General features: G+C 68.1%; 17 protein-coding genes. 16 read left to right on the top strand and 1 reads right to left on the bottom strand.

From position 1 onward, the window contains the following. From LAO51_06285 to LAO51_06210, 16 genes are all read left to right on the top strand, one after another. Positions 1–1,054: DNA polymerase Y family protein (locus LAO51_06285; protein MBZ5638352.1), on the top strand; the 1,054-nt coding region annotated here is incomplete at its 5' end. Positions 1,055–1,125: 71 nt separating this feature from the next. Continuing rightward, a complete protein-coding gene (locus LAO51_06280) occupies positions 1,126–1,404 on the top strand; it encodes a zinc ribbon domain-containing protein (GenBank protein ID MBZ5638351.1) in 279 nt (92 codons plus the stop codon). 316 nt (positions 1,405–1,720) lie between these two features. Continuing rightward, a complete protein-coding gene (locus LAO51_06275) occupies positions 1,721–2,803 on the top strand; it encodes a PDDEXK nuclease domain-containing protein (GenBank protein MBZ5638350.1) in 1,083 nt (360 codons plus the stop codon). A 156-nt stretch (positions 2,804–2,959) separates the two neighbouring features. Next, the gene (locus LAO51_06270; protein ID MBZ5638349.1) at positions 2,960–4,948 is read left to right on the top strand and encodes a type I restriction-modification system subunit M; all 1,989 of its coding nucleotides are present in this window, start codon (positions 2,960–2,962) and stop codon (positions 4,946–4,948) included. Further along, positions 4,945–6,291 (top strand): restriction endonuclease subunit S, encoded by a 1,347-nt coding sequence (locus LAO51_06265; protein ID MBZ5638348.1) that lies wholly within the window; start codon positions 4,945–4,947, stop codon positions 6,289–6,291. The genes LAO51_06270 and LAO51_06265 overlap by 4 nt, the downstream gene beginning before the upstream one ends. Next, on the top strand, positions 6,291–7,433 hold the full coding sequence (locus tag LAO51_06260; protein MBZ5638347.1) for an ImmA/IrrE family metallo-endopeptidase: 1,143 nt from the start codon (positions 6,291–6,293) through the stop codon (positions 7,431–7,433). The genes LAO51_06265 and LAO51_06260 overlap by 1 nt, the downstream gene beginning before the upstream one ends. Then, a complete protein-coding gene (locus tag LAO51_06255) occupies positions 7,433–7,927 on the top strand; it encodes a DUF4411 family protein (GenBank protein MBZ5638346.1) in 495 nt (164 codons plus the stop codon). Before LAO51_06260 ends, LAO51_06255 begins: the two co-directional genes overlap by 1 nt. Continuing rightward, positions 7,924–11,484, top strand: coding sequence for a DEAD/DEAH box helicase family protein (locus LAO51_06250; protein MBZ5638345.1), 3,561 nt, complete (start codon positions 7,924–7,926; stop codon positions 11,482–11,484). Before LAO51_06255 ends, LAO51_06250 begins: the two co-directional genes overlap by 4 nt. Positions 11,485–11,498: 14 nt before the next feature. After that, positions 11,499–14,759, top strand: coding sequence for an error-prone DNA polymerase (locus tag LAO51_06245; GenBank protein ID MBZ5638344.1), 3,261 nt, complete (start codon positions 11,499–11,501; stop codon positions 14,757–14,759). Between the two features lie 56 nt (positions 14,760–14,815). Continuing rightward, on the top strand, positions 14,816–15,181 hold the full coding sequence (locus tag LAO51_06240) for a phage holin family protein (protein MBZ5638343.1): 366 nt from the start codon (positions 14,816–14,818) through the stop codon (positions 15,179–15,181). A 52-nt stretch (positions 15,182–15,233) separates the two neighbouring features. Then, on the top strand, positions 15,234–15,650 hold the full coding sequence (locus LAO51_06235; protein MBZ5638342.1) for a CoA-binding protein: 417 nt from the start codon (positions 15,234–15,236) through the stop codon (positions 15,648–15,650). Between the two features lie 26 nt (positions 15,651–15,676). Continuing rightward, positions 15,677–17,182: a DUF2142 domain-containing protein gene (locus LAO51_06230; protein ID MBZ5638341.1), complete on the top strand. Its 1,506-nt coding sequence runs from the start codon at positions 15,677–15,679 to the stop codon at positions 17,180–17,182. Between the two features lie 101 nt (positions 17,183–17,283). Then, complete coding sequence (locus tag LAO51_06225) at positions 17,284–18,201, top strand: substrate-binding domain-containing protein (GenBank protein MBZ5638340.1); 918 nt, start codon at positions 17,284–17,286, stop codon at positions 18,199–18,201. After that, the gene (locus tag LAO51_06220) at positions 18,198–19,697 is read left to right on the top strand and encodes a sugar ABC transporter ATP-binding protein (protein ID MBZ5638339.1); all 1,500 of its coding nucleotides are present in this window, start codon (positions 18,198–18,200) and stop codon (positions 19,695–19,697) included. Before LAO51_06225 ends, LAO51_06220 begins: the two co-directional genes overlap by 4 nt. Next, the gene (rbsC, locus tag LAO51_06215) at positions 19,694–20,650 is read left to right on the top strand and encodes a ribose ABC transporter permease (GenBank protein MBZ5638338.1); all 957 of its coding nucleotides are present in this window, start codon (positions 19,694–19,696) and stop codon (positions 20,648–20,650) included. Before LAO51_06220 ends, rbsC begins: the two co-directional genes overlap by 4 nt. 8 nt (positions 20,651–20,658) lie before the next feature. Continuing rightward, complete coding sequence (locus LAO51_06210; protein ID MBZ5638337.1) at positions 20,659–23,883, top strand: hypothetical protein; 3,225 nt, start codon at positions 20,659–20,661, stop codon at positions 23,881–23,883. Positions 23,884–23,920: 37 nt separating this feature from the next. On the opposite strand, the gene LAO51_06205 is transcribed toward LAO51_06210, so the two are convergent. After that, positions 23,921–24,295, bottom strand: coding sequence for a hypothetical protein (locus LAO51_06205; GenBank protein ID MBZ5638336.1), 375 nt, complete (start codon positions 24,293–24,295; stop codon positions 23,921–23,923). Between the last annotated feature and the right edge of the window lies 1 nt (position 24,296).

Raw genomic sequence — 24,296 nt, 5'->3', positions numbered from 1 at the left:
CAAGCGCTTCGGCGCCTACGCGCTCGCGAGGGCGCACCGCGGCGTCCACGTCCTGAAGAGCGAGGCGGAAGAGCGCCTGGCGGCGCGCGCCGTCCCGCTCGACCGCCTGGCCCTGCCCCCCGCGGCGCGGGACGCGCTCGCCCGCCTGGGGATCGCGACCGTGGGCTCCTTCACGGACCTCCCCGAGGGGGGGATCGCGGCGCGCTTCGGCCCCGAGGTGCACCGGCTGCACCGGCTCGCTTCGGGCGACCTCGAGGCCCCGCTCCAGCCCGAGCGGCCCGACGTCCCCGCGACGCGCCGCCTCGTCCTCGACCACCCCGAGGAGGACGCGGGGCGCCTGATCGCGGCGATCGAGGGACAGCTCGGCCCGCTCCTCGACGAGGTCGGCGAGAAGGGGAGAACGCTCGCGGATCTCAAGGTGGGCTTCCGGTTCGAGCGGCTGGGCGACCACGTCGAGAGCTTGAGGCCCGCGTCGCCGACGCTCGACGCGAGGCTCCTCATGGAGCTGGTGCGGCTCCGGCTCCAGGCGGTGCGGAAGCTCCCCGACCGGGTGGTCGAGGTGCTCCTCGCGGCCGGCGAGACCGAGGCGGCCCCGCGGCGGCAGCGGCTCTTCGCGGAAGCGGGCGGGCGGGACCTCGCCGCCGCGAACCGGGCGCTGGCGCGGGCGCGGGCGCGCCTCGGCGACGACGCGGTGGTGCGGGCACGGCCGCGCGACGCGCACCTCCCGGAGGCGAGCTTCGCGTGGGAGAGGCTCGAGGCGCTCGGCGACGCCGCGCCGCGCCCCGTGAGCGAGCCGCGCCTCATCCGGCGGATCCACGCGCGCCCGCAGCCGCTCCCGCCGCGCGAGCGGCACGAGCCCGACGGCTGGATGCTGCGCGGGTTGGAGCAGGGACCGGTGGTGCGCGTGCTGGGCCCGTACGTGGTGTCCGGCGGCTGGTGGGACCGCCCCGCGCACCGCGACTACCACTTCGCCGAGACGAAGGACGGCGAGATCCTCTGGCTGTTCTACGACCGGGGGACGCGGAGGTGGTTCCTGCAGGGGAGGGTGGAATGAGCCGGAACAACTTGTCGGTACTCGTATGGAGCGCGAAGCACCCGGTGTGGACGCTGTGGCGGGAGGACACGATGGCGACGAGCTACAAGCACTGCCAGAGCTGCGGAATGCCCCTGAGCAAGGACGAGCGAGGAGGGGGCACGAACGCCGACGGGAGCAGGAGCCGCACGTACTGCAGCCACTGCTACACAGGCGGGCGCTTCACGCGGCCCGACATGACCCTCGAGGAGATGCAGGTCCGGGTGAAGGAGAAGCTCCGCGAGGTCGGCATCCCGGGCGTCTTCAGCTGGATGTTCACGCGGAAGATCCCGAAGCTCGCGCGGTGGAGCGGGACGCGCGACGGAGGATAGCGGACGGGCGGATGCATCCGAAAGAACCGGCTCGCGTGATGGAGTCGCCCTTCCCGAGAAAACGACGATGGCGGTAAGATTCGAGGACTCGCCGACGCCTCAAGTGCCAGCAACACGGCGGCTGAAGGACTCGGACCATGAAGACGAAAGGCCTCGTCTATCAGTTTCGAATCGCGTTCGAGGACGAGGAGCGGTGAGAAGTGGCCGAGCGGTCGCAGGGCGCCGACCGACGCCAACCCGAAGGAGCGTGGGTATGACGGGTGAGAAGAAGAAAGACCCGCAGGCGCTCGTCAAGGCACCCGCCTCCATCCGTCGGATGCGCGGTCGAGCACGGGCCGAGGCCGCCTTCCCGGTGGCGCCGCCGAGGGTGGGACTGCCCGCGAGCTACGGGAAGGTCCTCGCACAACTGAAGGCGAGGGTCCAGCAGGTTCGGCTCGGGACCGTCATGGCCGCGAACTCCGCGCTGATTCTCCTCTACTGGGACATCGGGCGGGTCATCCTCGAGCGACAGCACGAGGAGGGCTGGGGCGCGGGGGTGATCGATCGGCTGGCCGCGGACCTGAGCGGCGCCTACCCCGACATGACCGGTCTGTCTCCGCGGAACCTCCTCTTCATGCGTTCCCTGGCGGAAGCGTACCCGGACGCCGTGAAAGTGAAACAGCTTGTTTCACGATTGCCCTGGGGCCACGTCATCCGCCTCATCCAGCGGGTGAAGGAGCCGGAGGTCCGCGAGTGGTACATGAGACGCTGCATCGAAGAGGGCTGGAGCCGCAGCATCCTGGAGACGCAGATCGCCCGCCGCGCGCACACGCGGCAAGGGAAGGCGCTCACGAACTTCAAGGCGACGCTCCCGCCGGCCGACTCCGACATGGCCGCGCAGGTCTTCAAGGACCCGTACCTCTTCGATTTCCTCGGCACGGCCGATCCTCGCCGCGAGCGCGAGGTCGAGCAAGCGCTGGTGGACCACGTCCAGCGCTTCCTGCTGGAGCTCGGGGCCGGCTTCGCGTTCGTCGGGCGACAGGTGCCGCTCGAGGTGGGCGACCGGGACTTCTACGTCGACCTGCTCTTCTACCACCTCAAGCTGCGCTGCTACGTCGTCATCGAGCTGAAGGCGGTCGCCTTCGATCCGGCCTTCGTCGGACAGATCAACGTCTACCTCTCGGCGGTCGACGATCTCCTGCGCCACCCCGACGACAAGCCGACCATCGGCCTGCTCCTGTGCCGCTCGAAGGACAGGATCGTGGTCGAGTACGCGCTCCGCAGCCTGAAGAAGCCGATCGGCGTCGCCGAGTGGGAGACGAAGATCGTCGAGAAGCTGCCGAGGGAGCTGAAGGGCAGCCTGCCGACGGTGGAGGAGATCGAAGCGGAGCTGAGCAGCGAGGCGAAGGCGGGTACGTGACCATGGCACGAGTAAAGCGACTTCACGGCGGAGCGGAGTGTGGGTTAGGATCGGGCGAGAAGAAACCGCCCGAGGCCAAGGAAGACACGCGATGACAGAACAACCCCTGACCCTCCCGAACGGGGCGCCGTGGCCGCCGAGCGAGTGAGTTGAAAGATGCCCGACCACACCTACTTCTCGAACCTCATCTGGCAGATCGCCGACCTGCTGCGTGGCCCCTATCGCCCGCCGCAGTACGAGCGGGTCATGCTGCCCATGACCGTGCTCCGTCGCTTCGACTGCGTGCTCGCACCCACCAAACCGAAGGTGCTGGCGGAGTACGAGAAACGCAAGGGCGGGAGGCTGGAGGGTGACGCCCTCGACAGGAAGCTCAACGACGCCGCGGGCGAGCGCTTCCACAATCACTCGCCGCTCGACTTCGAGAAGCTCAAGGGCGACCCGGACCACATCGAGAAACACCTCGTCAGCTACATCAAGGGGTTCTCGGCCAACGTGCGCACCATCTTCGATTTCTTCGAGCTCGAGAACGAGATCGAGAAGATGCGCGAGGCGAACATCCTCTACCTCGTCGTCTCGAAGTTCTGCGACGTGGACCTGCACCCGAGCTCGGTGCCGAACGAGCAGATGGGATTGATCTTCGAGAATCTCATCCGCCGCTTCAACGAGTTGGCCAACGAGACCGCCGGCGATCACTTCACGCCGCGCGAGGTCATCCGGCTGATGGTGAACATCCTGTTCATCGACGACGACAAGCTGCTCGCCACGCCCGGCACGGTGCGGAAGCTCCTCGATCCCGCCTGCGGCACAGGTGGGATGCTGGCCGAGTCGCAGAACTACCTGCGGGAGCACCACCTGGCGGCGAAGCTCTACGTTTATGGCCAGGACTACAACAAACGCGCCTTTGCCACCGCCGCCTCCGACATGCTCATGAAGCAGGTGAACCACAGCGGGGGCGGCGACAACGTTCGCTTCGGAGATTCCTTCACCGATGACCGGTTCCAGGGCGAGACGTTCGACTACTTGCTCACCAACCCACCTTTCGGCGTGGACTGGAAGAAGCAGCAGCGGGAGATCGAGCGCGAGCACGACAAGCTCGGCTTCGCCGGGCGTTTCGGTGCCGGTCTTCCTCGCGTCAACGATGGCGCGCTTCTGTTCCTTCAGCACATGATCGCAAAGTTCGAGCCGGTGCTGCCCACCCAGCAGAAGCAGGGCTCCCGTTTGGCCATCGTCTTCAGTGGATCGCCGCTCTTCACCGGCGGCGCGGGCTCGGGCGAGAGCGACATCCGGAAGTGGATCATCGAGAACGACTGGCTCGAGGCGATCATCGCCCTGCCGGAGCAGATGTTCTACAACACCGGCATCGGCACCTACGTCTGGATCGTCACCAACCGCAAGGCGAGGCGCCGCAAGGGCAAGATCCAGCTCCTCGACGCCCGCGAGTTCTACGTGCCCATGCGCCGCAGCCTCGGCGACAAGCGCCGCAAAATCGGCGAGAAGGAGGACGGGCGCGATCAGATTGCCGAGATCGTTAGGCTTTACGGGCGCGTCGCGGACGGTGAGACCTCGAAGATCTTCGACAACGCGGACTTCGGCTACACTCGGGTGACCGTTGAGCGGCCGTTGCGGCTGCGCTACCGGATGACCGTCGAGGACAAGGCCCGGTTCCTCGACGCCTGCCCGCACCTGCTCGACGACGTGCAGGCCATCAATAGAGCCCTCGGCCGCGAGCCACAGCGCGACTGGAACGCCGTGTGGAAGCGGATCGAGGAACTGCTGCACAAGCGGGAGTCGCGCTGGAAGGCTACGGAGCAGAAGCTCTTCCGCAGCGTCTTCACGCAGAAGGATCCCGAGGCAGAGCCGGTGTTGAAAGGCGGCCGCAACGAGGGTTACGAGCCCGACCCCGATCTGCGCGACTTCGAGAACGTGCCGCTCAAGGACGACAGTGACGCTTACTTCGAGCGCGAGGTGCGGCCCCACGTTCACGACGCATGGATGGACCGCAGTAAAGACAAGGTGGGCTACGAGATCAACTTCAACCGCCACTTCTACAAGTACACGCCTCCGCGGTCGCTCGCGGAGATTGATGCGGAGTTGAAGCAGGCAGAGGCCGAGATCATGCGGTTGCTCCGGGAGGTGACGGAGTGAGGCACCTGGACTGGGTCGACGGACTCCCGGACCAGTGGGAGGCGAAGCCTCTTCGCGCGACTGCAGGCTACGTTGTCAGTAACGTGGACAAGGTGCCGGCGGAGTGCGAAATGCCCGTTCGCCTCTGTAACTACACGGACGTTTACAACAACGAGTTCATCACGCTCGCTTTGGACTTCATGCAGTCGACCGCGTCGGAGGACGAGATCAGAAAGTTTAAGTTGCTGGTTGACGATGTGGTCATCACGAAGGACTCGGAATCCTGGGATGACATCGGCGTACCTGCACATGTACGGGAGACCGCCGGCGATCTGGTCTGCGGCTATCACCTCGCGCTTCTTCGGCCGCACAAGCAGAGGGTGGACGGGGCGTTCCTATTCCGGTGCCTCCAGGCGAAGCCGATTCGTGTGCAGTTGGAGTTGGCGGCGAATGGTGTGACGCGTTTCGGGATTCCGAAATCGGAGATCGGGGCGATGATGCTACCCGTTCCGCCACTGCGGCAGCAGCGCATCATCGCCGACTACCTAGATCGCGAAACCGCGCGGCTAGATGGACTGGTGGCGGCGAAGGAGCGCGTGCTGGGCCTGTTGGCCGAAAAGCGCCGGGCGCTCGTCACTCGCGCCGTCACCCGGGGCTTCGATCCTCGCGCCCCCCTCCGCTACTCGGGCATCCCTTGGCTTGGTGAAATCCCGATACATTGGGAACTGAAGCGGGCGAAGTGGCTGTTCCGAGAGCGAGATGAGCGATCCACTACGGGAGAGGAGACCCTCCTGTCCCTACGCATGGAACTCGGGCTGGTTCCACACAACGAAGTGTCGGAAAAACAAACGCGAGCCGAGGAACTGATCGGGTACAAGAAAACGTCGCTCAACGAGATCGTTCTGAACCGGATGCGCGCGGCGAGCGGCTTGGTCGCGGTATCCCCGAAGGACGGGTTGGTGAGTCCGGACTACGCGGTCTTTCAAGCTGCGCCTGATACTGATCCGCGTTACTTCGCGCATCTATTCAGGACCGAACTGCTTCAAGCTGTTTTCCGTTCGGAATCAACGGGTCTAGGTACGGGATCATCCGGGTTTCTTCGGCTCTACTCTGAGAACTTCCTGTCCTTATGGCTTCCCTGCCCGTCATATCGAGAGCAGCGCTCGATCCTCGAACACGTTGCGAACGAGACCGCCAGGCTGGATGCCCTTCGCGCCGCGACCGAGCGCACAATCGCTCTGCTCAAGGAGCGCCGCGCTGCGCTCATCGCCGCGGCGGTGACGGGGCGGATTGATTTGCAAGGAGTCGGGCACGAGAATGATGTTGCGGCAGTCCATGACGACCGGGTCCTGAGGCGGCAATGATGCGTGTCGAGGTGAAACCGGAGTTGCTGCGCTGGGCGCGGGAGCGTGCCGGGTTCGATCTCGACGCGCTGATCCAGCGCTTCCCGCGGCTCCCGGCCTGGGAACTGCGCGAGGCGCAACCGACGCTCAAGCAACTCGAGCGATTCGCCAACGCCACGCATACGCCCGTAGGCTTCCTCTTTCTCCCAGAGCCTCCTGTCGAGCGCGTTCCGATCCCGGACCTCCGCACCGTGGGCAATGCGCATATCGAGCACCCGAGCCCGGACCTGCTCGACACCGTCTACATCTGCCAGCAGCGCCAAGAGTGGTATCGCGACTTCGCGCGATCCGTGGGAGAGAAACCGGTTCCGTTCGTCGGCTCCGTGGATCTGGCGGCCAACGTCGAGGAAGCCTCGGCGAGCATCCGGCACGCACTTGGGTTCGATGTCGAGGAGCGTCGCCAGACACCGACCTGGACCGACGCGCTGCGCCGCTTCATCGAGCAGGCGGACGAGTTGGGCGTGCTCGTGATGGTGAGCGGTGTAGTCGGCAGCAACAACCGGCGCAAGCTCGATCCGGAGGAGTTCCGCGGTTTCGCCCTGTCCGACGACCTCGCACCGCTCGTGTTCATCAACGGCGCGGACACCAAGGCCGCGCAGATGTTCACGTTGGCGCACGAGCTGGCCCACGTTTGGCTCGGTCAATCCGCGCTCTCCGACGTCGGACCAGTATCCATGCCGTCGCACCGCGTCGAGGATTGGTGCAACCGGGTCGCCGCCGAGTTGCTGGTGCCGCTCGCGTTTCTGCGGGACGAATACCGAGGAGGCGCCGAGCTGCGGACTGAAATCGAGCGACTCGCTCGGCGCTTCAAGGTCAGCACGCTGGTTGTCTTGCGACGGATCCACGACGCCGGCGGGATGACGCGCGACCAGCTCTGGGAGGCGTACGAGGTGGAGCTGGAACGGCTGCGCGTGATTCCGAGGGGAAGTGGCGGTGACTTCTACCTGACGCTCGGTGCCCGGGCGAGCAAACGATTCGCCCGCGCTCTCGTGGCCAGTACGCTGGAGGGGAGATCGTCGTTCACCGAAGCGTTCCGGCTTCTCGGGTTCAAGAAGATGGCGACGTTCCGCGAGCTCGGGCACAACCTCGGGATGGACTTCTGATGGCCTACTTGCTCGATGCCAACGTCTTCATTGCCGCGAAGACCTTGCACTACGGGTTCGACTTCTGCCCGGCGTTCTGGGATTGGCTCATCGTCAACAACGCCGCCGGGACGGTGTTCAGCGTCGAGAAGGTGGGCGACGAGGTGCAGGCCGTGGCGGACGAACTGTCGGGGTGGGCGACGGCCCGAGGCGACGGCTTCTTCCTACGTCCCGACGCGACGATATTTCCGGCGCTGACTGCGGTCAGCACCTGGGCACAGGGTCAACACTACGAGCCGGCCGCGGTGAGCACGTTCCTTCAAGTGGCCGATTACTACCTCGTCGCTCAGGCTCTTGCAGGACGACACACCATCGTCACGCACGAGGTTCCCGCCACATCGACTCGCAAGATCAAGATTCCGAGTGCCTGTATCGGGCTCGGGATCAAGTGCATGACGCCGTTCGAGATGCTTCGGCGCGAGCGAGCGCGATTCGTGCTGGGACCGCGGCCATGAGCCGGACGAGCGAAGCGGCCTTCGAGACCGTCATCGAAGCCCACCTGCTTGCGAACGGCTATGTGCAGGTTGACCGGGACGGCTTCGACCGCGATCGCGCGATCTTCCCCGAGGTCGTCCTCGGTTTCATCCACGAGACCCAGCCGAAGGAGTGGGCCAGGTTGGAAGCGCTGCACGGGGAGAAGACCGGCGAGCAGATCCTCGGCGACCTGTGCAAGTGGATGGACGCCGAAGGGGCGCTCGCGACGCTACGCCATGGGTTCAAGTGCTATGGACGGACTCTCCATGTCGCCTTATTCAAGGCGGCGCATGAGCTGAATCCCGAGTTGGAGGCGCGCTACGCGGCAAACCGCCTGGGGATCACCCGGCAGCTGCATTTCTCGCCGCGCTCGGAGAAGTCGGTCGACATGACGCTGAGCCTGAACGGCATCCCCATCGCCACGCTGGAACTCAAGAACCCGCTCACGAACCAGACGGTCGAGGATGCGCGCCGGCAGTACAAGCAGGACCGTGACCCGCGGGAGCCGATCTTCGAGTTCAGGCGGCGCACGCTGGTGCATTTCGGAGTGGACACCGAATCGGTGCTGATGACCACGAGGCTCGCGGGCACCGCGACGCACTTCCTGCCGTTCAACAAGGGCTGCCAGGGTGGGGCCGGAAACCCGCCGGATCCGGCGGGGCGTACCTATCGCACGGCCTACCTGTGGGAGGAAGTGCTTCAGCGGGACAGCCTCCTCGACCTGTTGGCCCGGTTCATCCATCTCCAGGTCGAAGAGAGGCGGGACGATCAGGGTCGGAAGGTCAAGACGGAAACCATGATCTTTCCGCGCTACCACCAGCTTCAGGCGGTGCGCACGCTGGTGGACGCGGCCAAACGCGAAGGCGTGGGACACAACTACCTGGTAGAGCATTCCGCTGGAAGCGGAAAGAGCAACACGATCGGCTGGCTGACGCATCGGCTGGCATCGCTGCACGACGCGCGGAATCAGCGGGTCTTCGACAGCGTGGTCGTGGTGACCGATCGGGTCGTGCTCGACCAGCAGTTGCAGGACACGATCTACCAGTTTGAGCACAAGCGCGGCGTCGTCCAGAAGATCGACGAGAGCTCGCTCCAGTTGGCGGAGGCGCTGGATAACGCGGTGCCGGTGATCATCACGACGTTGCAGAAGTTCCCATTCGTCTCGCGCCAACTACTGAAGCTGGCCGAGAAGCGCCGGGAGACGAGCACCGGCGCGCTCCCGACTCGCCGGTGCGCGGTGATCATCGACGAGGCGCACAGCTCGATCGGCGGGGAGCATCTGCCCACGAAACTAAAAGGAGTGCTCGGGGGCGAGGAGCTGAGGAAGGAGGCGCAACGGCGGGCGGCCGCGGAGGGCCAGGAAGGCTGGGAGGAGCTCTTCCGCGCCATGGCCGAACGGGGCCGACTGGCCAACCTGAGCTTCTTCGCGTTCACCGCCACGCCCAAGCACAAGACGCTCGCGGTGTTCGGCCGTGACGGCGAGCCGATCCACCGCTACACCATGCGGCAGGCGATCGAGGAGGAGTTCATCCTCGACGTCCTGAAGAACTACACGACGTACGCCACCTACTTCAAGCTGCTCAAGTCCTGTGACGACGATCCGAACGTGGAGCGCAAGAAGGCGGCGCGCGCGCTGGCGCGTTTTCTCAGGCTGCACCCGCACAACATCGCGCAGAAGACCGAGGTGATGGTCGAGCACTTCAACGCCGTGACCCGACACAAGATCGGCGGCCGCGCGAAGGCGATGCTCGTGACGGGCTCCAGGTTGGAAGCGGTGCGCTACAAGCAGAGCTTCGACCGGTACATCCAGGAGAAGGGATACCCGATCAAGACGCTCGTGGCGTTCTCGGGCATCGTGCAGGACGACAAGATCGCGAACGTCACCTACACCGAAGAAGGCATGAACCTCGGCATCCGGGAAAAGGAGCTTCCCGAGAAGTTCGCAACCCAGGAGTACCAAGTGCTGTTGGTCGCGGAGAAGTACCAGACAGGCTTCGATCAGCCGCTCCTGCACACGATGTACGTGGACAAGCGGTTGGCGGGCATCCAGGCGGTGCAGTCGCTTTCGCGGTTGAACCGGACCCATCCGCTCAAGGAGGACACGTTCGTCCTCGACTTCGTGAACGACCGGGAAGAGATCCGCGAGGCGTTCAAGACCTACTACGAAGGCGCGCAGATGGGCGAGGAGGTCGATCCGGCGCGCATGTATCAGCTCAAGGGAGAGCTGGATGCCTCCGGAGTCTATCTGGCGGAAGAGGTGGAGCGGTTCTACTCGGTCTACTTCAAGCCGAAGCAGCGGCAGAGCCCCGCGGACCACCAGGCCATGAACGCGACGCTCGATCCTGCGGTGGCGCGGTTCACGGTACGCCTGAAGGAGGACGAGGAGGAAGCCGAGCTGTGGCGGGGGAAGGTCCAAGCGTTCCGAAGCCTGTACGGGTTCCTGAGCCAGATCATCCCATACCAGGATTCCGACCTCGAGAAGGCGTACGTCTTCCTGCGCCACCTTGCCGCGAAGCTGCCTCGGCGTGGCGTTGGTCCGTCCTACCAGTTCGACGACGAGGTGCGGCTCGAGTATTACCGCTTGCAGAAGATCAGCGAGGGGTCGATTACCCTTCGGGAAGGGGACGCTTCACGCCTGGACGGCCCGACGGAGGTGGGGAGCGGTCTCGTCCGGCCCCAGCCGGTGCGGCTGTCGCAGCTCATCGACATCGTGAACGAGCGCTTCGGCACGGACTTCAACCAGGCGGATCAGCTGTTCTTCGATCAGATCGTCGAAGCCGCCATGGCCGACGACGACTTGAGGCAAGCCGCGGCGGTCAATCCCGGGGACAAGTTCGAGCTGGTGTTCAGGAACCTGCTCGAGACCCTTTTCGTGGAGCGCATGGACCAGAACGAGGAGATCTTCGTGCGCTTCATGAACGACTTGCCGTTCCAGAAGATCGTCACGGCATGGATGGCCGCGGAGGCGTACCGGAGGCTTCGCGACGGATCGGCCCAAGAGAACGCTGGCGGGGAGCCCGAGACTCGCGACGCGGCCAGGCCAGCACGACTCCGGGTCGTTCGTCCACGTCCGGAGGATCGCTACGTCACCTGCGTCCCCCTGGTGCCGATCGAGGTCGCCGCGGGGGCGTTCGGCGGTCCCCAACATGTCGAGGATGAGGCGTGGGAATGGGTCGCGGTCGACACGCGGCATCGTCTGCGTCGGGGAATGTTCGTCGCACGGGTCGTCGGTCAGTCGATGGAGCCTGCCATCCCGAACGGATCGTACTGCCTCTTCGCGGCGCCTGTCACCGGCACGCGGCAGGGCAAGACCGTCCTCGTCCAGTTGCGTGACGCCGTCGATCCGGAAACCGGGGAACGGTACACCGTCAAGCGTTACGAGAGCAGCCGGGCCCGGGACGGGGGCTCCTGGCGCCACGTCGGAATCACCCTGAATCCCGTCAACCCGGACTTCAAGCCGATCGAGCTCACGGGCGCCGACGAAGGACAGGTCCGGGTCATCGCGGAGTGCGTCGAGGTGCTGCAGGGTTCCGAGTAATCGAGACGACTCCCATGTCCCCCTACGCCCCCCTCTGGTGCAAGTCCTGCTTCTCGTTCCTCGAGGGCGCTTCCCACCCCGAGGAACTGGTGGAGACCTCCGCCGCGCACGGGATCGAGACGATGGCGCTCACGGACCGCGACGGCGTGTACGGCGTCGTCGAGGCGCACGTCAAGGCGCGCGAGACGGGCGTCCGTCTGGTGCTGGGCTCCGAGGTCACGATCGACGACGGCTCGACGCTGGTCCTCCTGGCGACGAGCCGCAAGGGGTACGGGAACCTCACCGAGCTGATCACCGCCGGGCGCCGCCGCTCCGAGAAGGGATCGAGCCGCGTCGGCTGGCACGAGGTGTACGAGCGCGCGGAGGACCTGATCGCGCTCTGGGGGGGCGACCGCGGCCTCCTCGCCGGCGAGGCAGACCCGTTCTTCGTCGCCCACGGCCTCGGGGAGGCGTTCGGCGACCGGCTGTACGCCATGGCCGCGCGGCACCGCCGCGCCGACGAGCCGAGGCGCGAGGCGCGGCTCCGCCAGCGCGCGGAGAAGTACCGGGTCCCGGTGGTCGCCGCCCACGAGGTCCTCTACCACAAGCCGGCCCGCCGCGAGCTGCAGGACGTGCTGACCGCGATCGGCCACCGGGTAAAGCTCCTGGACGCCGGCCGACTCCTGAAGCCGAACCACGAGCACGCGCTCAAGCCGCCGCGCGCGTTCGCCCGGCTCTTCGAGGACGACCCCGCCGCCGTCGCCCGGACCCTCGAGGTGGCCTCCCGCTGCACGTTCTCGCTGGACGGGCTCCGCTACCGCTACCCGTCGGAGAGGCTGCCGGACGGGAAGACCTCCGCCGAGTGGCTCCGGGAGCTGACCGCGGAAGGAGCACGCGGGCGCTGCGGCGGCGTGGTCCCGGAAGACGTGGTCCGCCAGCTCGAGAAGGAGCTCGACCTGATCGTCGAGCTGGACTACTGCGGCTACTTCCTGACCATGTGGGAGATCGTCCGCTTCTGCCGCGAGCGCGGGATCCTCTGCCAGGGGCGCGGCTCGGCGGCGAACTCGGCCGTGTGCTACTGCCTCGGGATCACGGCGGTGGACCCCGTGCGTCTCGGGCTCCTGTTCGAGCGGTTCCTCTCGCGCGAGCGCGCCGAGCCTCCCGACATCGACCTCGACATCGAGCACGACCGGCGGGAAGAGGTGATCCAGCACGTCTACGCCAAGTACGGCAGGAGCCACGCGGCCATGGTCGCCAACCTGATCCGCTACCGGCCGCGCTCGGCGGTGCGCGACGTGGGGAAGGCGCTCGGCCTCGCCGAGACCGCCCTCGACCGGCTGTCGAAGCTGCTGCCGCACTACGGCGACGTGGCCCCCGGGGCGTTCGCGGAGGCGGGGCTCGACCCCGAGCACCCCGTCCACCGGGACGTGCTCCGCCTGTCGTCCGAGGTCCTCGACTTCCCGCGGCACCTCTCGATCCACCCCGGCGGGTTCCTCTTGGGCCACGAGCCGGTGTCCACCCTGGTCCCCATCGAGAACGCGACCATGCCCGATCGAACCGTGATCCAGTGGGACAAGGACATGATCGAGGAGCTGGGCCTGTTCAAGGTGGACCTCCTGGGCCTCGGCGCGCTCAACCAGCTCCACAAGGCGTTCGACCTCCTGGAGCGGCACCACGGCAGGAAGCTCACGATGGCGGAGATCCCGCCCGAGGAGCCGGCCACCTTCGACATGATTTGCAAGGCGGACACCGTGGGCGTGTTCCAGATCGAGAGCCGCGCGCAGATGGCGATGCTCCCCCGCTTGAAGCCGCGGACCTACTACGACCTCGTCATCGAGGTCAGCATCGTGCGCCCCGGCCCGATCACCGGCGGCATGGTCCACCCGTACCTCAAGCGGCGCGCCGGAGAGGAGAAGGTGGTCTACCCGCATCCCTCCCTCGAGCCGGTGCTGGCCAAGACCCTCGGGGTGCCGCTGTTCCAGGAGCAGGTGATCCGGCTCGCGATGGTGGCCGCCGACTACACGCCGGGGGAGGCGGACCAGCTCCGCCGCGACATGGCGGCGTGGCGCAAGAGCGGGCGGATCGAGCGCCACCACGAGCGGCTGGTCCGGAGGATGACCGCGAAGGGGATCGAGCCCGAGTTCGCGGAGCGGGTGTTCGAGCAGATCCGCGGCTTCGGCGAGTACGGCTTCCCCGAGAGCCACGCGGCGAGCTTCGCGCTGATCGCGTACGCGACCGCCTGGGTGCGCCGCCACTACCCGGACGTCTTCGCGTGCTCGCTCCTGAACGCGCAGCCGATGGGGTTCTACTCGCCCGCCACGATCGTCGAGGACGTGAAGCGCCACGGGGTCGAGATCCGCCCGGTGGACGTGACCGCCAGCGACTGGGATTGCACGCTCGAAGCTCGAGGCCGCGGGTCCGCCGACGGCCCGCAGGCGAGACCGGCTGGAGGCGCGGGGCCCCACACGGTCGGCCGCGCGCCGAGCGCGCAGGGGACGGGGCCCCCGAGCGTTCGCGAGGCGCGCGGGCGGCCGAGGTGGGTCGCGCCGAAGCCGGCCGCCGAGGAGCCGTCGGCGGACCCCGGGCCCCGCTTCGCGATCCGGATGGGGCTGCGCTACGTGAAGCGGCTCGGCGAGAGCGAGTGGAGGAGGATCGAGGCGGCGCGGGGCGAGCGGCCGTTCGCGTCGGTCGCCGACTTCGTGCGGCGGACGCGGCTCGACGAGGGAGCGGTGGCGCGGCTCGCCGAGGCCGGGGCGCTCTCGCGCTTCGAGCCGGGGAGGCGGGGCGCGCTCTGGGCGGCCAAGGGAGCGGCGCGGGCCGCGCGCGCGGCCATGGACCTTGAGCGCGAGGAGGCGACGCCGGCGTTCGAGGGGCTCGGCCCCGGCGAGACCATCGGCTGGGATTACCGGACGACCGGCCACAGCCCGCGCGGCCACCCGCTGGCGCCGCTCCGGGAGAAGCTCCGGGCGCGCCGCCTCCCCGACGCGCGCACCGTGTCACGCCTGCCGCACGGCCGCCTCGTCAGCTACGCGGGGATCGTGATCTGCCGCCAGCGGCCCGGCACCGCGTCGGGGGTCGTGTTCATGACCCTCGAGGACGAGACCGGCTTCGTGAACGTCGTGGTCTGGAGCCGGGTGTACGAGAAGCACAAGGTGCTGGTCAAGACCACGAGCTTCCTCGGGGTGACCGGGAAGCTCCAGGTGCAGGAAGGGGTCGCGCACCTCGTCGCCGAGAGCTTCTGGACGCCGAAGGACCTCCTCGAGCCGGCGAAGGTCGGAAGCCGGGATTTCCACTGACGTTTCGAGGCTTGGTTTACCATGGGTGCGGCCGCGCGAGGCCGGGAGGCACCACGATGAAGATGATCCTGCACCTGCTCATCAACGCCGCCGCGCTCTGGGTCGCGGTGCGGCTCATCCCCGGGATCACCTACCACGGGGGGCCGGTGCCGCTGCTCGGCGTCGCGCTGGTGTTCGGCGTCCTGAACGTCCTCGTGAAGCCCCTGGCGACGCTCTTCAGCCTGCCGTTCGTCGTGCTGACCCTGGGCCTCTTCCTGCTGGTGATCAACGCGCTGATGCTGTGGCTCACCAGCGCCCTGTCCGGGACGCTCGGCCTCCGGTTCCACGTCGCGGGGTTCGTCTCGGCGCTCCTCGGATCGATCGTCGTGAGCTTCGTGAGCATGGTGCTCTCCGCGTTCGTGAAGGGTGAGGGACGCGGTTGACCGCGGTACAATCGTGGACAGGGGACGAGGGCTCTCTCCCCGAGGAGACGCCATGCCGACACTCGATCCGCATCCTTCCGATGTGATGGAGCTGCTCCGCCGACGCGGCCCCGGGACCCGCATCGCGGTAGCGGGAGCGAGCACCAACCCGGAGAAATACGGCAACAAGATCGTCCGCAATCTGAAGGGGAAGGGGTACACCGTCCTGCCGGTGAACCCGAAGGAGGACCTGGTCGAGGGTCTTTCCGTCGCGCACTCGATCGGCGAGCTCGAGAAGCCGGTGGACATCCTGGTGATGGTCACGCCGCCGCCGGCGACGCTCCGCCTGATGAAGGAGGCGGCGGACGCCGGCCTCTCCGCAGTGTGGCTCCAGGACGGGAGCTTCGACGACGCGGTGCTCGAGTTCGCGGCGACCGCCCCGTTCAAGACCGTCCACGACGCCTGCGTCATGGTGGCCAGCAACTTCTGAACCGGCCCACGGAGGGGCGCGCCTCGATGGCTCCGCTACCACGGCGCCGCGAGAGGATCCTCGTCGGCGCGCTGTGCGCGGTCGCGGCGATCCGCGTGCTCGTCTTCTCCGCCGCGTTCCCCCTGTTCGACAACGTGGACGAGAAGTCTCATTTCGACGTCGTCTACCGTTACTCCCGCGGCGACCTCCCCAGGGGGCTCGAGCCGAAGAGCGCCGGCGCGGTCCGGATCATCCGGTACTGCGAGACGTGGGAATATCTCTCTGCGCCGGAGAAGTACGAAGAAGGAAGGACCCCGCCCCCGGGCTGGACCGTCGGCCCGGAGGTGCTGCGAATTGCCCTGGATCGGGCCGTCGCCGACGAAGCGCGAGTCACCAACGCGGAGTCGACCCAGCCGCCGCTCTACTACCTCGTCGCCGGAGCATGGTACCGGCTCGGGCAGCTCCTGGGGCTCCGGCAGGGGTTTGGCGCCTACTGGATCCGTTTCCTCAACGTGCCGCTCGTGGCGTTGATCGTGTGGGTCGTGCATCTCGTGGCGCGCGCGCTCGCGCCCGGGGAGGCGGCGATCCGTCTCGGGGCGCCGCTCCTGGCCGCCTTCCTCCCCCAGGACGCCTTCTTCTCCATCGGAAACGACGTGCTCTCGCCCCTCACCGCCGGGCTGGCGTTCTTCGCCCTGCTGAGCATCGGGGCACGGGCGACCGGGGGGATGGGGATTCACGCCCTGGCGGGCCTCGCGGTGTCGGCGAGCCTGCTGACGAAACTGACGAACCTGCCGATTCTCGCGATCGCAGCGGCCGTCGCCGCGATCGAGCTGATCGCCGCTCGGCGCCGCGGGGAGCTGCCTGCGGTCTGGCCGAGGGTCGTCTTGCTCGCATCGACGATCGCGCTCCCGGCGGGGGCGTGGGCACTGCGCAACTACGTGCTCATGGGAGATTTCACGGGCATGGCGCAGAAGGCGGCGCGGCTCGGCTGGACTCCGAAGCCCGCGGCGGAGCTGCTCCACCACCCGATCTTCACGCCCGCCGGATCGTGGCAATTCCTCGGTTTCGTGCTCGCGAGCTTCTGGCGGGGGGAGTTCACCTGGCACGGAACGCCGCTGGCGTGGGGCGGCGTCGACCTTTTCTACGCGGCCTCGTCCCTTCTCCTCGTCGGCGTGGCCGCCGCGGCGGCGTTCGCGCGAGGGCCGGCCGAATCCTGCGGCGAGCGCTTCGGCATTCGCGCGGGCCTCGGGCTCGTGGTCCTGTCGATCCTGCTTCTGGCCTGGGGCTCCATCGCGTACGACTTCGGGCGCTGCCGATACCCGTCTACGGAGTTTCCGTACATCGCGTCCGGTCGCCTGATCGGCGGCGCCATGGCGCCATTCCTGTGTCTGTACGCGATCGGGCTCAAGAGGCTGCTCTCGCGCCTGGGCGCCGGGCGCGCGGCTCTCCCGCTCCTCATTCTCTTGGCGCTCGCCATGGTCTCGATGGAGGTCGTGCTCTCCCTCGATGTGTTCGGGAGCCGTTTCAACTGGTTCCACATGGTCGCGCCGTGACGTTCGTCGCGGACCCCTCCCCGGCGCGCGTCCCCGTATAATCGGGCGCTCCGGACCCCCGGGCGCGCCCGCGCGCGGGAGGCTCCGGCAGGGGGCCTCCCATGCAGCGTCGCCTCGCGTCAGTCCTTCTCCTGCTTCTCGCCTCGGCCGCGGCGACCTGCGGCGGCCCTGCCGGCACCGCGAACGGCGCCAAGGCGGTCGGCGTCACGTTGCTGACGAGGGGCCACCTCTTCTACCGTGACCTCGAGGAAGGGCTCCTCGCGGAGGCGGCGAAGGACGGCTACCGGCTGATCGTGACGTCCGCGGAGTTCGATCTCGGGAAGCAGGCGGCGCAGATCGAAGACTTCGTCGCGCGGAAAGTGGACGCGATCGTGGTCTGCCCCGTGGATTCGAAAGGGGTCGGACCCGGGATCAGGAGGGCCAACGCGGCCGGCATCCCCGTGTTCACCGCGGACATCGCGGCACAGGAGGGGGACGTCGTCTGCCACGTCGCGTCGGACAACGTGGCGGGCGGGAGACTGGCCGGGGAGTACCTCGCGAAGCTCCTGAACGGAATCGGCAAGGTCGCCATCGTGGACCAGCCGGCGATCACGTCCGTGCTGGACCGCGTCCAGGGGTTCCGGGAGGCGATCGCGAAGCACGCCGGGATGTCGGTGGTCGCCGACGTCAACGGGCAGGGAGTGCGGGACCGCTCTCTCGAGGCCGCGTCCGACGTCCTCCTGGCGCACCCGGACCTCGACGGCATCTTCGGGATCAACGACGACTCGGCGCTCGGCGCCCTGGATGCGGTGAGGCAGCTCGCGCGGGACCGGGTCGCGATCGTCGGGTACGACGCCACCCCTCCCGCGGTGGACGCGATCCGGAAGGGGACCGCGCTCAAGGCCGACGTGATCCAGTACCCGCGGAAGATCGGCGCGGCGACCGTCGAGATGATCCGCCGCCACTTCGCGGGCGAGGCGATCCCGAGAACGGTGCCGGTCGACGTGGGCATCCTGGACCGCGCCGCGCTCGACCGATGAGCGCCCTTCTCGAGCTGCGCGGCATCGTCAAGCGGTACGGCGCGGTGCTGGCCCTCGACCGGGTGGACTTCGACGTTGCGCGAGGCGAGGTCCATGCCCTCGTCGGGGAGAACGGCGCCGGGAAGTCCACGCTGATGAAGATCCTCGCCGGCGCGGTTCCCCGTGACGCCGGCAGCGTTCTGGTGGATGGGACGGAGGCCGTCCTCGACTCGCCGGCCGACTCGCAGCGCCTCGGCATCGGGATGATCCACCAGGATCTCAAGATCGTTCCGGAGATGACCGTCGCGGAGAACCTGCTCCTCGGCGCCGAGCCTCTCGTCGAGAGGACGCCGTTCATCGACCGGCGGGCGATGGAGCGGACCGCCCGCGCGGCGCTCGCGCAGCTGGGGGAGGTTCTCGACCCGGCGGCGAAGGCGGGAAGGCTCGGCGTCGCGCGCCAGCAGATCGTCGAGATCGCCCGGGCGATCTCCCGGAAGGTCCGGGTCCTCGCCCTCGACGAGCCGACCGCTCCGCTGACCGGCCGCGAGATCGCGCGCCTGTTCGACGTCGTGCGGCGCTTGAGGGGCGAGGGGGCCGGGATCGTCTACATCTCCCACCGGCTCGACGAGGTGTTCGAGATCGCCGATCGCGTGACGGTCCTGCGCGACGGCCGGACGGTGGCGAGCGCGCCCGCCTCGACGATCGACCGGGCGACCCTCGTCCGGTGGATGGTCGGGCGGGAGATCACGGAAGGCGCGAGGACGGCGGAGCGCGCGCCTGGCGAGGAGATCCTCCGGCTCGAGGAGGTCGCGGCCGGAGGGCTCGGGCCGGTGACCCTGAGACTGCACCGCGGGGAGATCCTGGGACTCGCGGGGCTCGTGGGTGCGGGCAGGACGGAGCTGGCGCGTCTGATCTTCGGCGCGGACCGCGCCGAGAGGGGAAGGATGCTCCTCGAGGGAAAGGTGATCGCCCCTCGCTCGCCGAGGGAAGCGATCGACCTGGGCATCGCGCTCCTCACCGAGGACCGGAACCGGCTCGGCCTCGTTCCCACGATGGGCGTCAGGGAGAACGTGACGCTCGCGGACCTCCGGGCGCTCGGCCGTGGGATCTTCACCAGCCGGCGGCGGGAGGCGGTGGCGACCAAGCGCCACGTGGACCGGCTCCGGATAAGAACGCCTTCCCTCGACACGAGGGTCGACGAGTTGAGCGGAGGCAACCGGCAGAAGGTGGTGCTCGCGCGCTGGCTCGAAGCCCGATCCAAGGTGCTGATCTTCGACGAGCCCACCGCCGGCGTCGACGTGGCCGCGAAGGCGGAGATCCTCGCGCTGGTGCGCGAGCTGGCGGCAGGCGGCGCGGGGGTGATCGTGATCTCGTCGGACCTGCCGGAGCTCCTCGGCCTCAGCGACCGCGTCCTGGTCCTCTGCTCCGGGCGGATCGCCGGGGACCTGGCCGCGTGCGACGCCACGCCGGAGCGGGTCATGTCCCTGGCGACCGGCGGCGGGAGTGAGGCCGCGTGAGCCCGGGGGGGCGCGGGGCGGCGTGGCGGAGGATCGCCGAGCTGGGGCTCGCCGTGGCGCTCGCGGCGGAGTGCGTCGCGTTCGCGGCCCTGTCCCCGCATTTCCTCACCGCCGAGAACCTCCTGAACGTCTCGCTCCAGGCCTCGATCACCGCGATCATCGCCGCCGGGATGACCTTCGTCATCCTCACCGGCGGGATCGACCTCTCGGTGGGGTCGGTGGTCGCGGTCGCCGGGATCGTCGCCACGTCGACGCTCAAGGCGGGCCTCCCGCCGTCGGCCGGCATTCCGCTCGCGATCCTCGCCGCCCTGGCGTTCGGCGCGCTCTCGGGGTCGATCGCGGGCCTCTTCGTGACCCGGTTCAGGGTGGCGCCCTTCATCGTGACCCTGGCGCTGATGACGGTCTGGCGCGGGACCGCGTTCGTGGCGACGGAGGGACGGCCGATCTGGGAGCTGCCGGAGAGCTTCGGCACTCTCGGAAGCGGGCGTCCTCTGGGCGTTCCACTCCCGTCTCTGGTGATGCTCGGGGTGTACGCCGCCGCGCACGTCGTCCTCCTCCACACCCGGTTCGGCCGGTACGTGCTCGCGGTCGGCGGGAACGCCGAGGCCGCCCGCCTCGCCGGGATCAGAACCGGTCGCGTGGTCGCGGGCGTCTATGTGCTCTGCGGCGTCCTCTCGGCGGCGAGCGGGGTCCTCCTCGCGTCGAGGATGAACTCCGGCCAGCCGAACGCGGGGATGATGTACGAGCTGGACGTGATCGCGGCGGTGGTGGTCGGGGGCACGAGCCTCTCGGGCGGGCGCGGCTCGATCGCGGGGACGTTCCTAGGGGCGATGCTGATCGCGGTGCTGAGGAACGGCCTGAACCTCTTGAACGTGAACTCCTACGTCCAGCAGGTGGTCGTCGGCGTCGTGATCCTGCTGGCGGTGCTGGCGGACACGACGAGGAAGAGATGAGGTGGGGCATGTCGATCCGTGGGGCGATCGCGATCCTCCTGCTCGCGGCCACGCCGGCCCTCGGCGGGACTGCCGTGGACCGGCTGGTGGCGCGTCTCGACGCGCAGACCCGATTGTCGCTCGACGACTGGAAGGCGAGCCCCGACCTCAAGACGGCCAGGATCGACGGCGACGCGCCGGCGCGCCCCGAGTTCGACGACTCGCGCTGGGACGATCTTAAGCTCGAGGAGAAGATCTACCCCGACTCGTGCTGGCTCAGGAGAACGGTCGTCCTGCCCGAGACCTACCTCGGCCGGCCCCTCCACGGTCCGGCCCGTCTACTCCTCACCGTGGACGATGCCGGCACCCTCTTCGTGAACGGCGAGAGCAAGGGGTATTTCGGTTGGGACGGCGTCTTCGAACTTTCCGCGGACGTCAAGCCCAAGGACCGCTTCGTGATCGCGATCAAGGCGGTCAACACCGGCGGGCCGCTCCGGATCCTCCGGGCGGAGATCGAGCTCCGCGGTGAAGAGGATCTGCGCCGCAAGGTGGAGGACCTCTCCCTGAGTCTCCGCGTGGGGCAGAAGCTGGCGGGGTTCGACACGTATCAAACGAGCTCCCACGGCAAGGTGGACCCGGGGATCGACGCCTCCACGATTCGCAGGGAGGAGAAGACCCGGCTCGGCGCGCTCCTCGAGGAGACCGCGGGACGCGTGGACGCGGAGGCCCTCGAGCGGGGCGACGTGGACCGCTTCCTGGCTTCCCTCGACGCGGCGCGATCGGCGCTCAAGCCGGTGAGCGAATTCGCGAAGCGCTTCACCCTCTACTTCGACGCGAACGCCCACATCGACGCCGCCTGGCTCTGGCGCGAGCGGGAGACGGTCGAGGTCTGCCGGAACACCTTTTCCTCCGTCCTCAACATGTTCGACGCGCGGCCGGACTTCACGTACACCCAGAGCTCCGCCGCGTACTACGACTGGATGGAGCGGCTCGATCCCGCTCTCTTCCGCCGCATCCGCGAGAAAGTCCGGGAGGGCCGGTGGGAAGTGGTCGGCGGGATGTGGATCGAGCCGGACTGCAACCTGCCGTCGGGCGACTCCTGGGCGAGGCACCTCCTCTACGGCAAGGGATTCTTCCGGGACGAGCTGGGCGTCGACGTGAAGGTCGGGTGGAACCCCGATTCCTTCGGGTACAACTGGAACATGCCGCAGTTCTATCGGCAGGCGGGGATCGACGCGTTCATCACGCAGAAGATCGGGTGGAACGCGGTCAACGTGTTCCCGCACCGGGCGTTCTGGTGGGAGGGGCCGGACGGCTCGCGGGTGCTGAGCTACTTCCCGTTCGACTACGTCGACACCGTCGAGGACCCCTACCGCCTCGTGGATTGGCTCCGGCAGTTCGAGGCGAACACCGGGTTCCGGAAGATGATGGTGCTGTTCGGCGTCGGCGACCACGGCGGGGGACCGTCTCTCGAGATGCTCGGCCGGGTGGACCGCCTCCGCTCGCTCACCGTGTTCCCGGCGGTCGAGTACGGCACCGCGGGGAAGTACCTCGCGTGGCTCCGCTCGCAGGACCTGTCGAAGCTCCCGGTCTGGAAGGACGAGCTGCACCTCGAGTACCACGAGGGGACGTTCACGACCCAGGCGCGGATGAAGGAGTGGAACCGCCGGAGCGAGATGGAGCTGACCAACGCCGAGAAGTTCTCGACGATCTCCACCCTGACCGGCGGCACCTACGACGGCGCCGGCTTGAAGGAGGCGTGGGAGCACGTGCTGTTCAACCAGTTCCACGACATCCTCCCCGGCTCCGGGATCCGCGAGGTGTACGTCGACGCGCCCGAGCGCTACCGGGCAGCGGAGGAGATCTCGACGCACGACCTCGACCGCGCGCTCCTGTCGCTCGCGAGGGCCGCCGACACGTCGAAGACCCAGGGACTCCCCGTCGTCGTGTTCAACCCACTGGCCTGGGAGCGGCGCGACACGGTCCGCGTCGCCTTGCCGGAGGATGCCGGGGACGGGGTGGCGGTCTTCGACGCACGGGGGCGGGAGGTCCCGTCCCAGGTCGTTCCCACCGGCCGGTACGCGCGCGAGGTGCTGTTCGTGGCCGACGCGGTCCCGCCGCTGGGATACGCGGTCTACGACGTGAGAAGGGGGAAGGCGAGCGCGGCGTCCTCGGTGAGGATCTCCGAGAGCCGTGTCGAGAACGAGTTCTTCACGATCGGGCTCGATCCTGCGACCGGGTGGATCAAGAGCATCCTCGACAAGCGAAAGGGCAAGGAAGTGCTCGCCGGCCCCGGAAACGAGCTGCAGCTCCTCGAGGACAGGCCCTCGGCCTGGGACGCGTGGAACATCGGCCTGACGGGCACCCGCTACCCGTCCAAGCTCCGCTCGATCGAGGTGGTCGAGCGGGGGCCCGCGCGGGTGGTCCTGCGCGCGACCCGCGATTACCTCAAGCCCGGCGTCAGGAAGGACTTCCCCACCGAGGATTTCCCGACGAGCTTCTTCACGCAGGACGTGGTGCTCTACCCCGGCGTCGACCGGATCGACTTCGTGACCACGGCGGACTGGTGGGAGGAGAAGACGATGCTCAAGGTCGCCTTCCCCGTGACGGTCGCCGCCGCTCACGCGAGCTACGAGATCCCCTTCGGCTCGATCGCGCGCCCGACGGGGGAGCGCGACAGCTGGGAGAAGGCGAAGCGCGAGGTCCCCGCCCAGAGGTGGGCCGACCTTTCCCAGGACGACTACGGGGTGAGCCTCCTGAACCGCGCGAAGTACGGGTACGACATCAAGGGCTCCACGATGCGGCTGTCCCTCCTGAGGTCGCCGGTCTGGCCCGATCCGACCGCCGACCGGGGCAAGCACACGATCGAGTACGCGCTCTATCCCCACGCCGGGCGCTGGCGGGCCGCGGCGACGGAGAGGCGCGGGGCCGAGTACGGAACGCCGCTGCTCTCCGTCGCCACCGACCGCCACGCCGGCTCGCTCCCGCCGGAGAAGTCGTTCGTGAGCCTGGGCCCCGACCACTACGTGCTCGCCTCGATCAAGTGCGCCGAGGACTCGGGCGCCTGGGTGGTCCGCTGGTACGAGTCCCGTGGCGAGGCCGGCACGGCAGAGCTGACCCTTCCGTTCGCGCCGAGGAAGGTCGTGGCGTCGAATTTCTTGGAGGAGGACGGCGAGCCGGTCCCGGCGATCGGGCGCGTGGTGAGATTCACGACGCCTCCGAACGGGGTCGTGACGCTGAAGGTGTTCCCGTGAGCGGCGCGCCGGCGGGGCCCGGTACAGAGGCGCGGGCCTAGTTGCACACGCAGGGGACCGTCTCGCCGTTCATGCCGCTACCCGAGAGGAAGCAGCTGCCGGAGCGCTCCTCCGCGTTATTCGCCGCGGTGCACGGGAGCCACGCGCCGGTCCCGTGGTCCACGGAGCAGTTGCAGCCGCTCGCGTCGCATCCCCAGCTCGACGCGGCGTTGCATTGCTGGACGCAAGCCGCCGGGTCCCGGAAGCTGTAGCCGATTCCCATGGAGCCGCAGTAGTAAGTGGCGAAGTACTTGTGATCGTAGAACCCGCAGACCTTGCCCGCCGAGCAACCACCGCTGAGGCCGGAATCGCTCGACTGGCAGGTGAGACAGGTCACCGCGAGCAAGAGCACGACGAGAACGCGGGTCCGCATG

This window comes from Terriglobia bacterium, from assembly GCA_020073205.1.
In the GTDB taxonomy this organism is placed as follows: Bacteria; Acidobacteriota; Polarisedimenticolia; order Polarisedimenticolales; family JAIQFR01; genus JAIQFR01.
This window is presented reverse-complemented; position numbering and strand designations above follow the sequence as displayed.

Bases quoted from the DNA above. Each gene is read 5' to 3' on its own strand.
- LAO51_06230 (MBZ5638341.1), top strand. From the start codon at position 15,677: ATGGCTCCGCTACCACGGCGCCGCGAGAGGATCCTCGTCGGCGCGCTG.
- LAO51_06225 (MBZ5638340.1), top strand. From the start codon at position 17,284: ATGCAGCGTCGCCTCGCGTCAGTCCTTCTCCTGCTTCTCGCCTCGGCC.
- LAO51_06275 (MBZ5638350.1), top strand. From the start codon at position 1,721: ATGCGCGGTCGAGCACGGGCCGAGGCCGCCTTCCCGGTGGCGCCGCCG.
- LAO51_06210 (MBZ5638337.1), top strand. From the start codon at position 20,659: ATGTCGATCCGTGGGGCGATCGCGATCCTCCTGCTCGCGGCCACGCCG.
- LAO51_06280 (MBZ5638351.1), top strand. From the start codon at position 1,126: ATGGCGACGAGCTACAAGCACTGCCAGAGCTGCGGAATGCCCCTGAGC.
- LAO51_06270 (MBZ5638349.1), top strand. From the start codon at position 2,960: ATGCCCGACCACACCTACTTCTCGAACCTCATCTGGCAGATCGCCGAC.
- LAO51_06205 (MBZ5638336.1), bottom strand. From the start codon at position 24,295: ATGCGGACCCGCGTTCTCGTCGTGCTCTTGCTCGCGGTGACCTGTCTC.
- LAO51_06235 (MBZ5638342.1), top strand. From the start codon at position 15,234: ATGCCGACACTCGATCCGCATCCTTCCGATGTGATGGAGCTGCTCCGC.
- LAO51_06245 (MBZ5638344.1), top strand. From the start codon at position 11,499: ATGTCCCCCTACGCCCCCCTCTGGTGCAAGTCCTGCTTCTCGTTCCTC.
- LAO51_06250 (MBZ5638345.1), top strand. From the start codon at position 7,924: ATGAGCCGGACGAGCGAAGCGGCCTTCGAGACCGTCATCGAAGCCCAC.
- LAO51_06220 (MBZ5638339.1), top strand. From the start codon at position 18,198: ATGAGCGCCCTTCTCGAGCTGCGCGGCATCGTCAAGCGGTACGGCGCG.
- LAO51_06240 (MBZ5638343.1), top strand. From the start codon at position 14,816: ATGAAGATGATCCTGCACCTGCTCATCAACGCCGCCGCGCTCTGGGTC.
- LAO51_06255 (MBZ5638346.1), top strand. From the start codon at position 7,433: ATGGCCTACTTGCTCGATGCCAACGTCTTCATTGCCGCGAAGACCTTG.
- LAO51_06260 (MBZ5638347.1), top strand. From the start codon at position 6,291: ATGCGTGTCGAGGTGAAACCGGAGTTGCTGCGCTGGGCGCGGGAGCGT.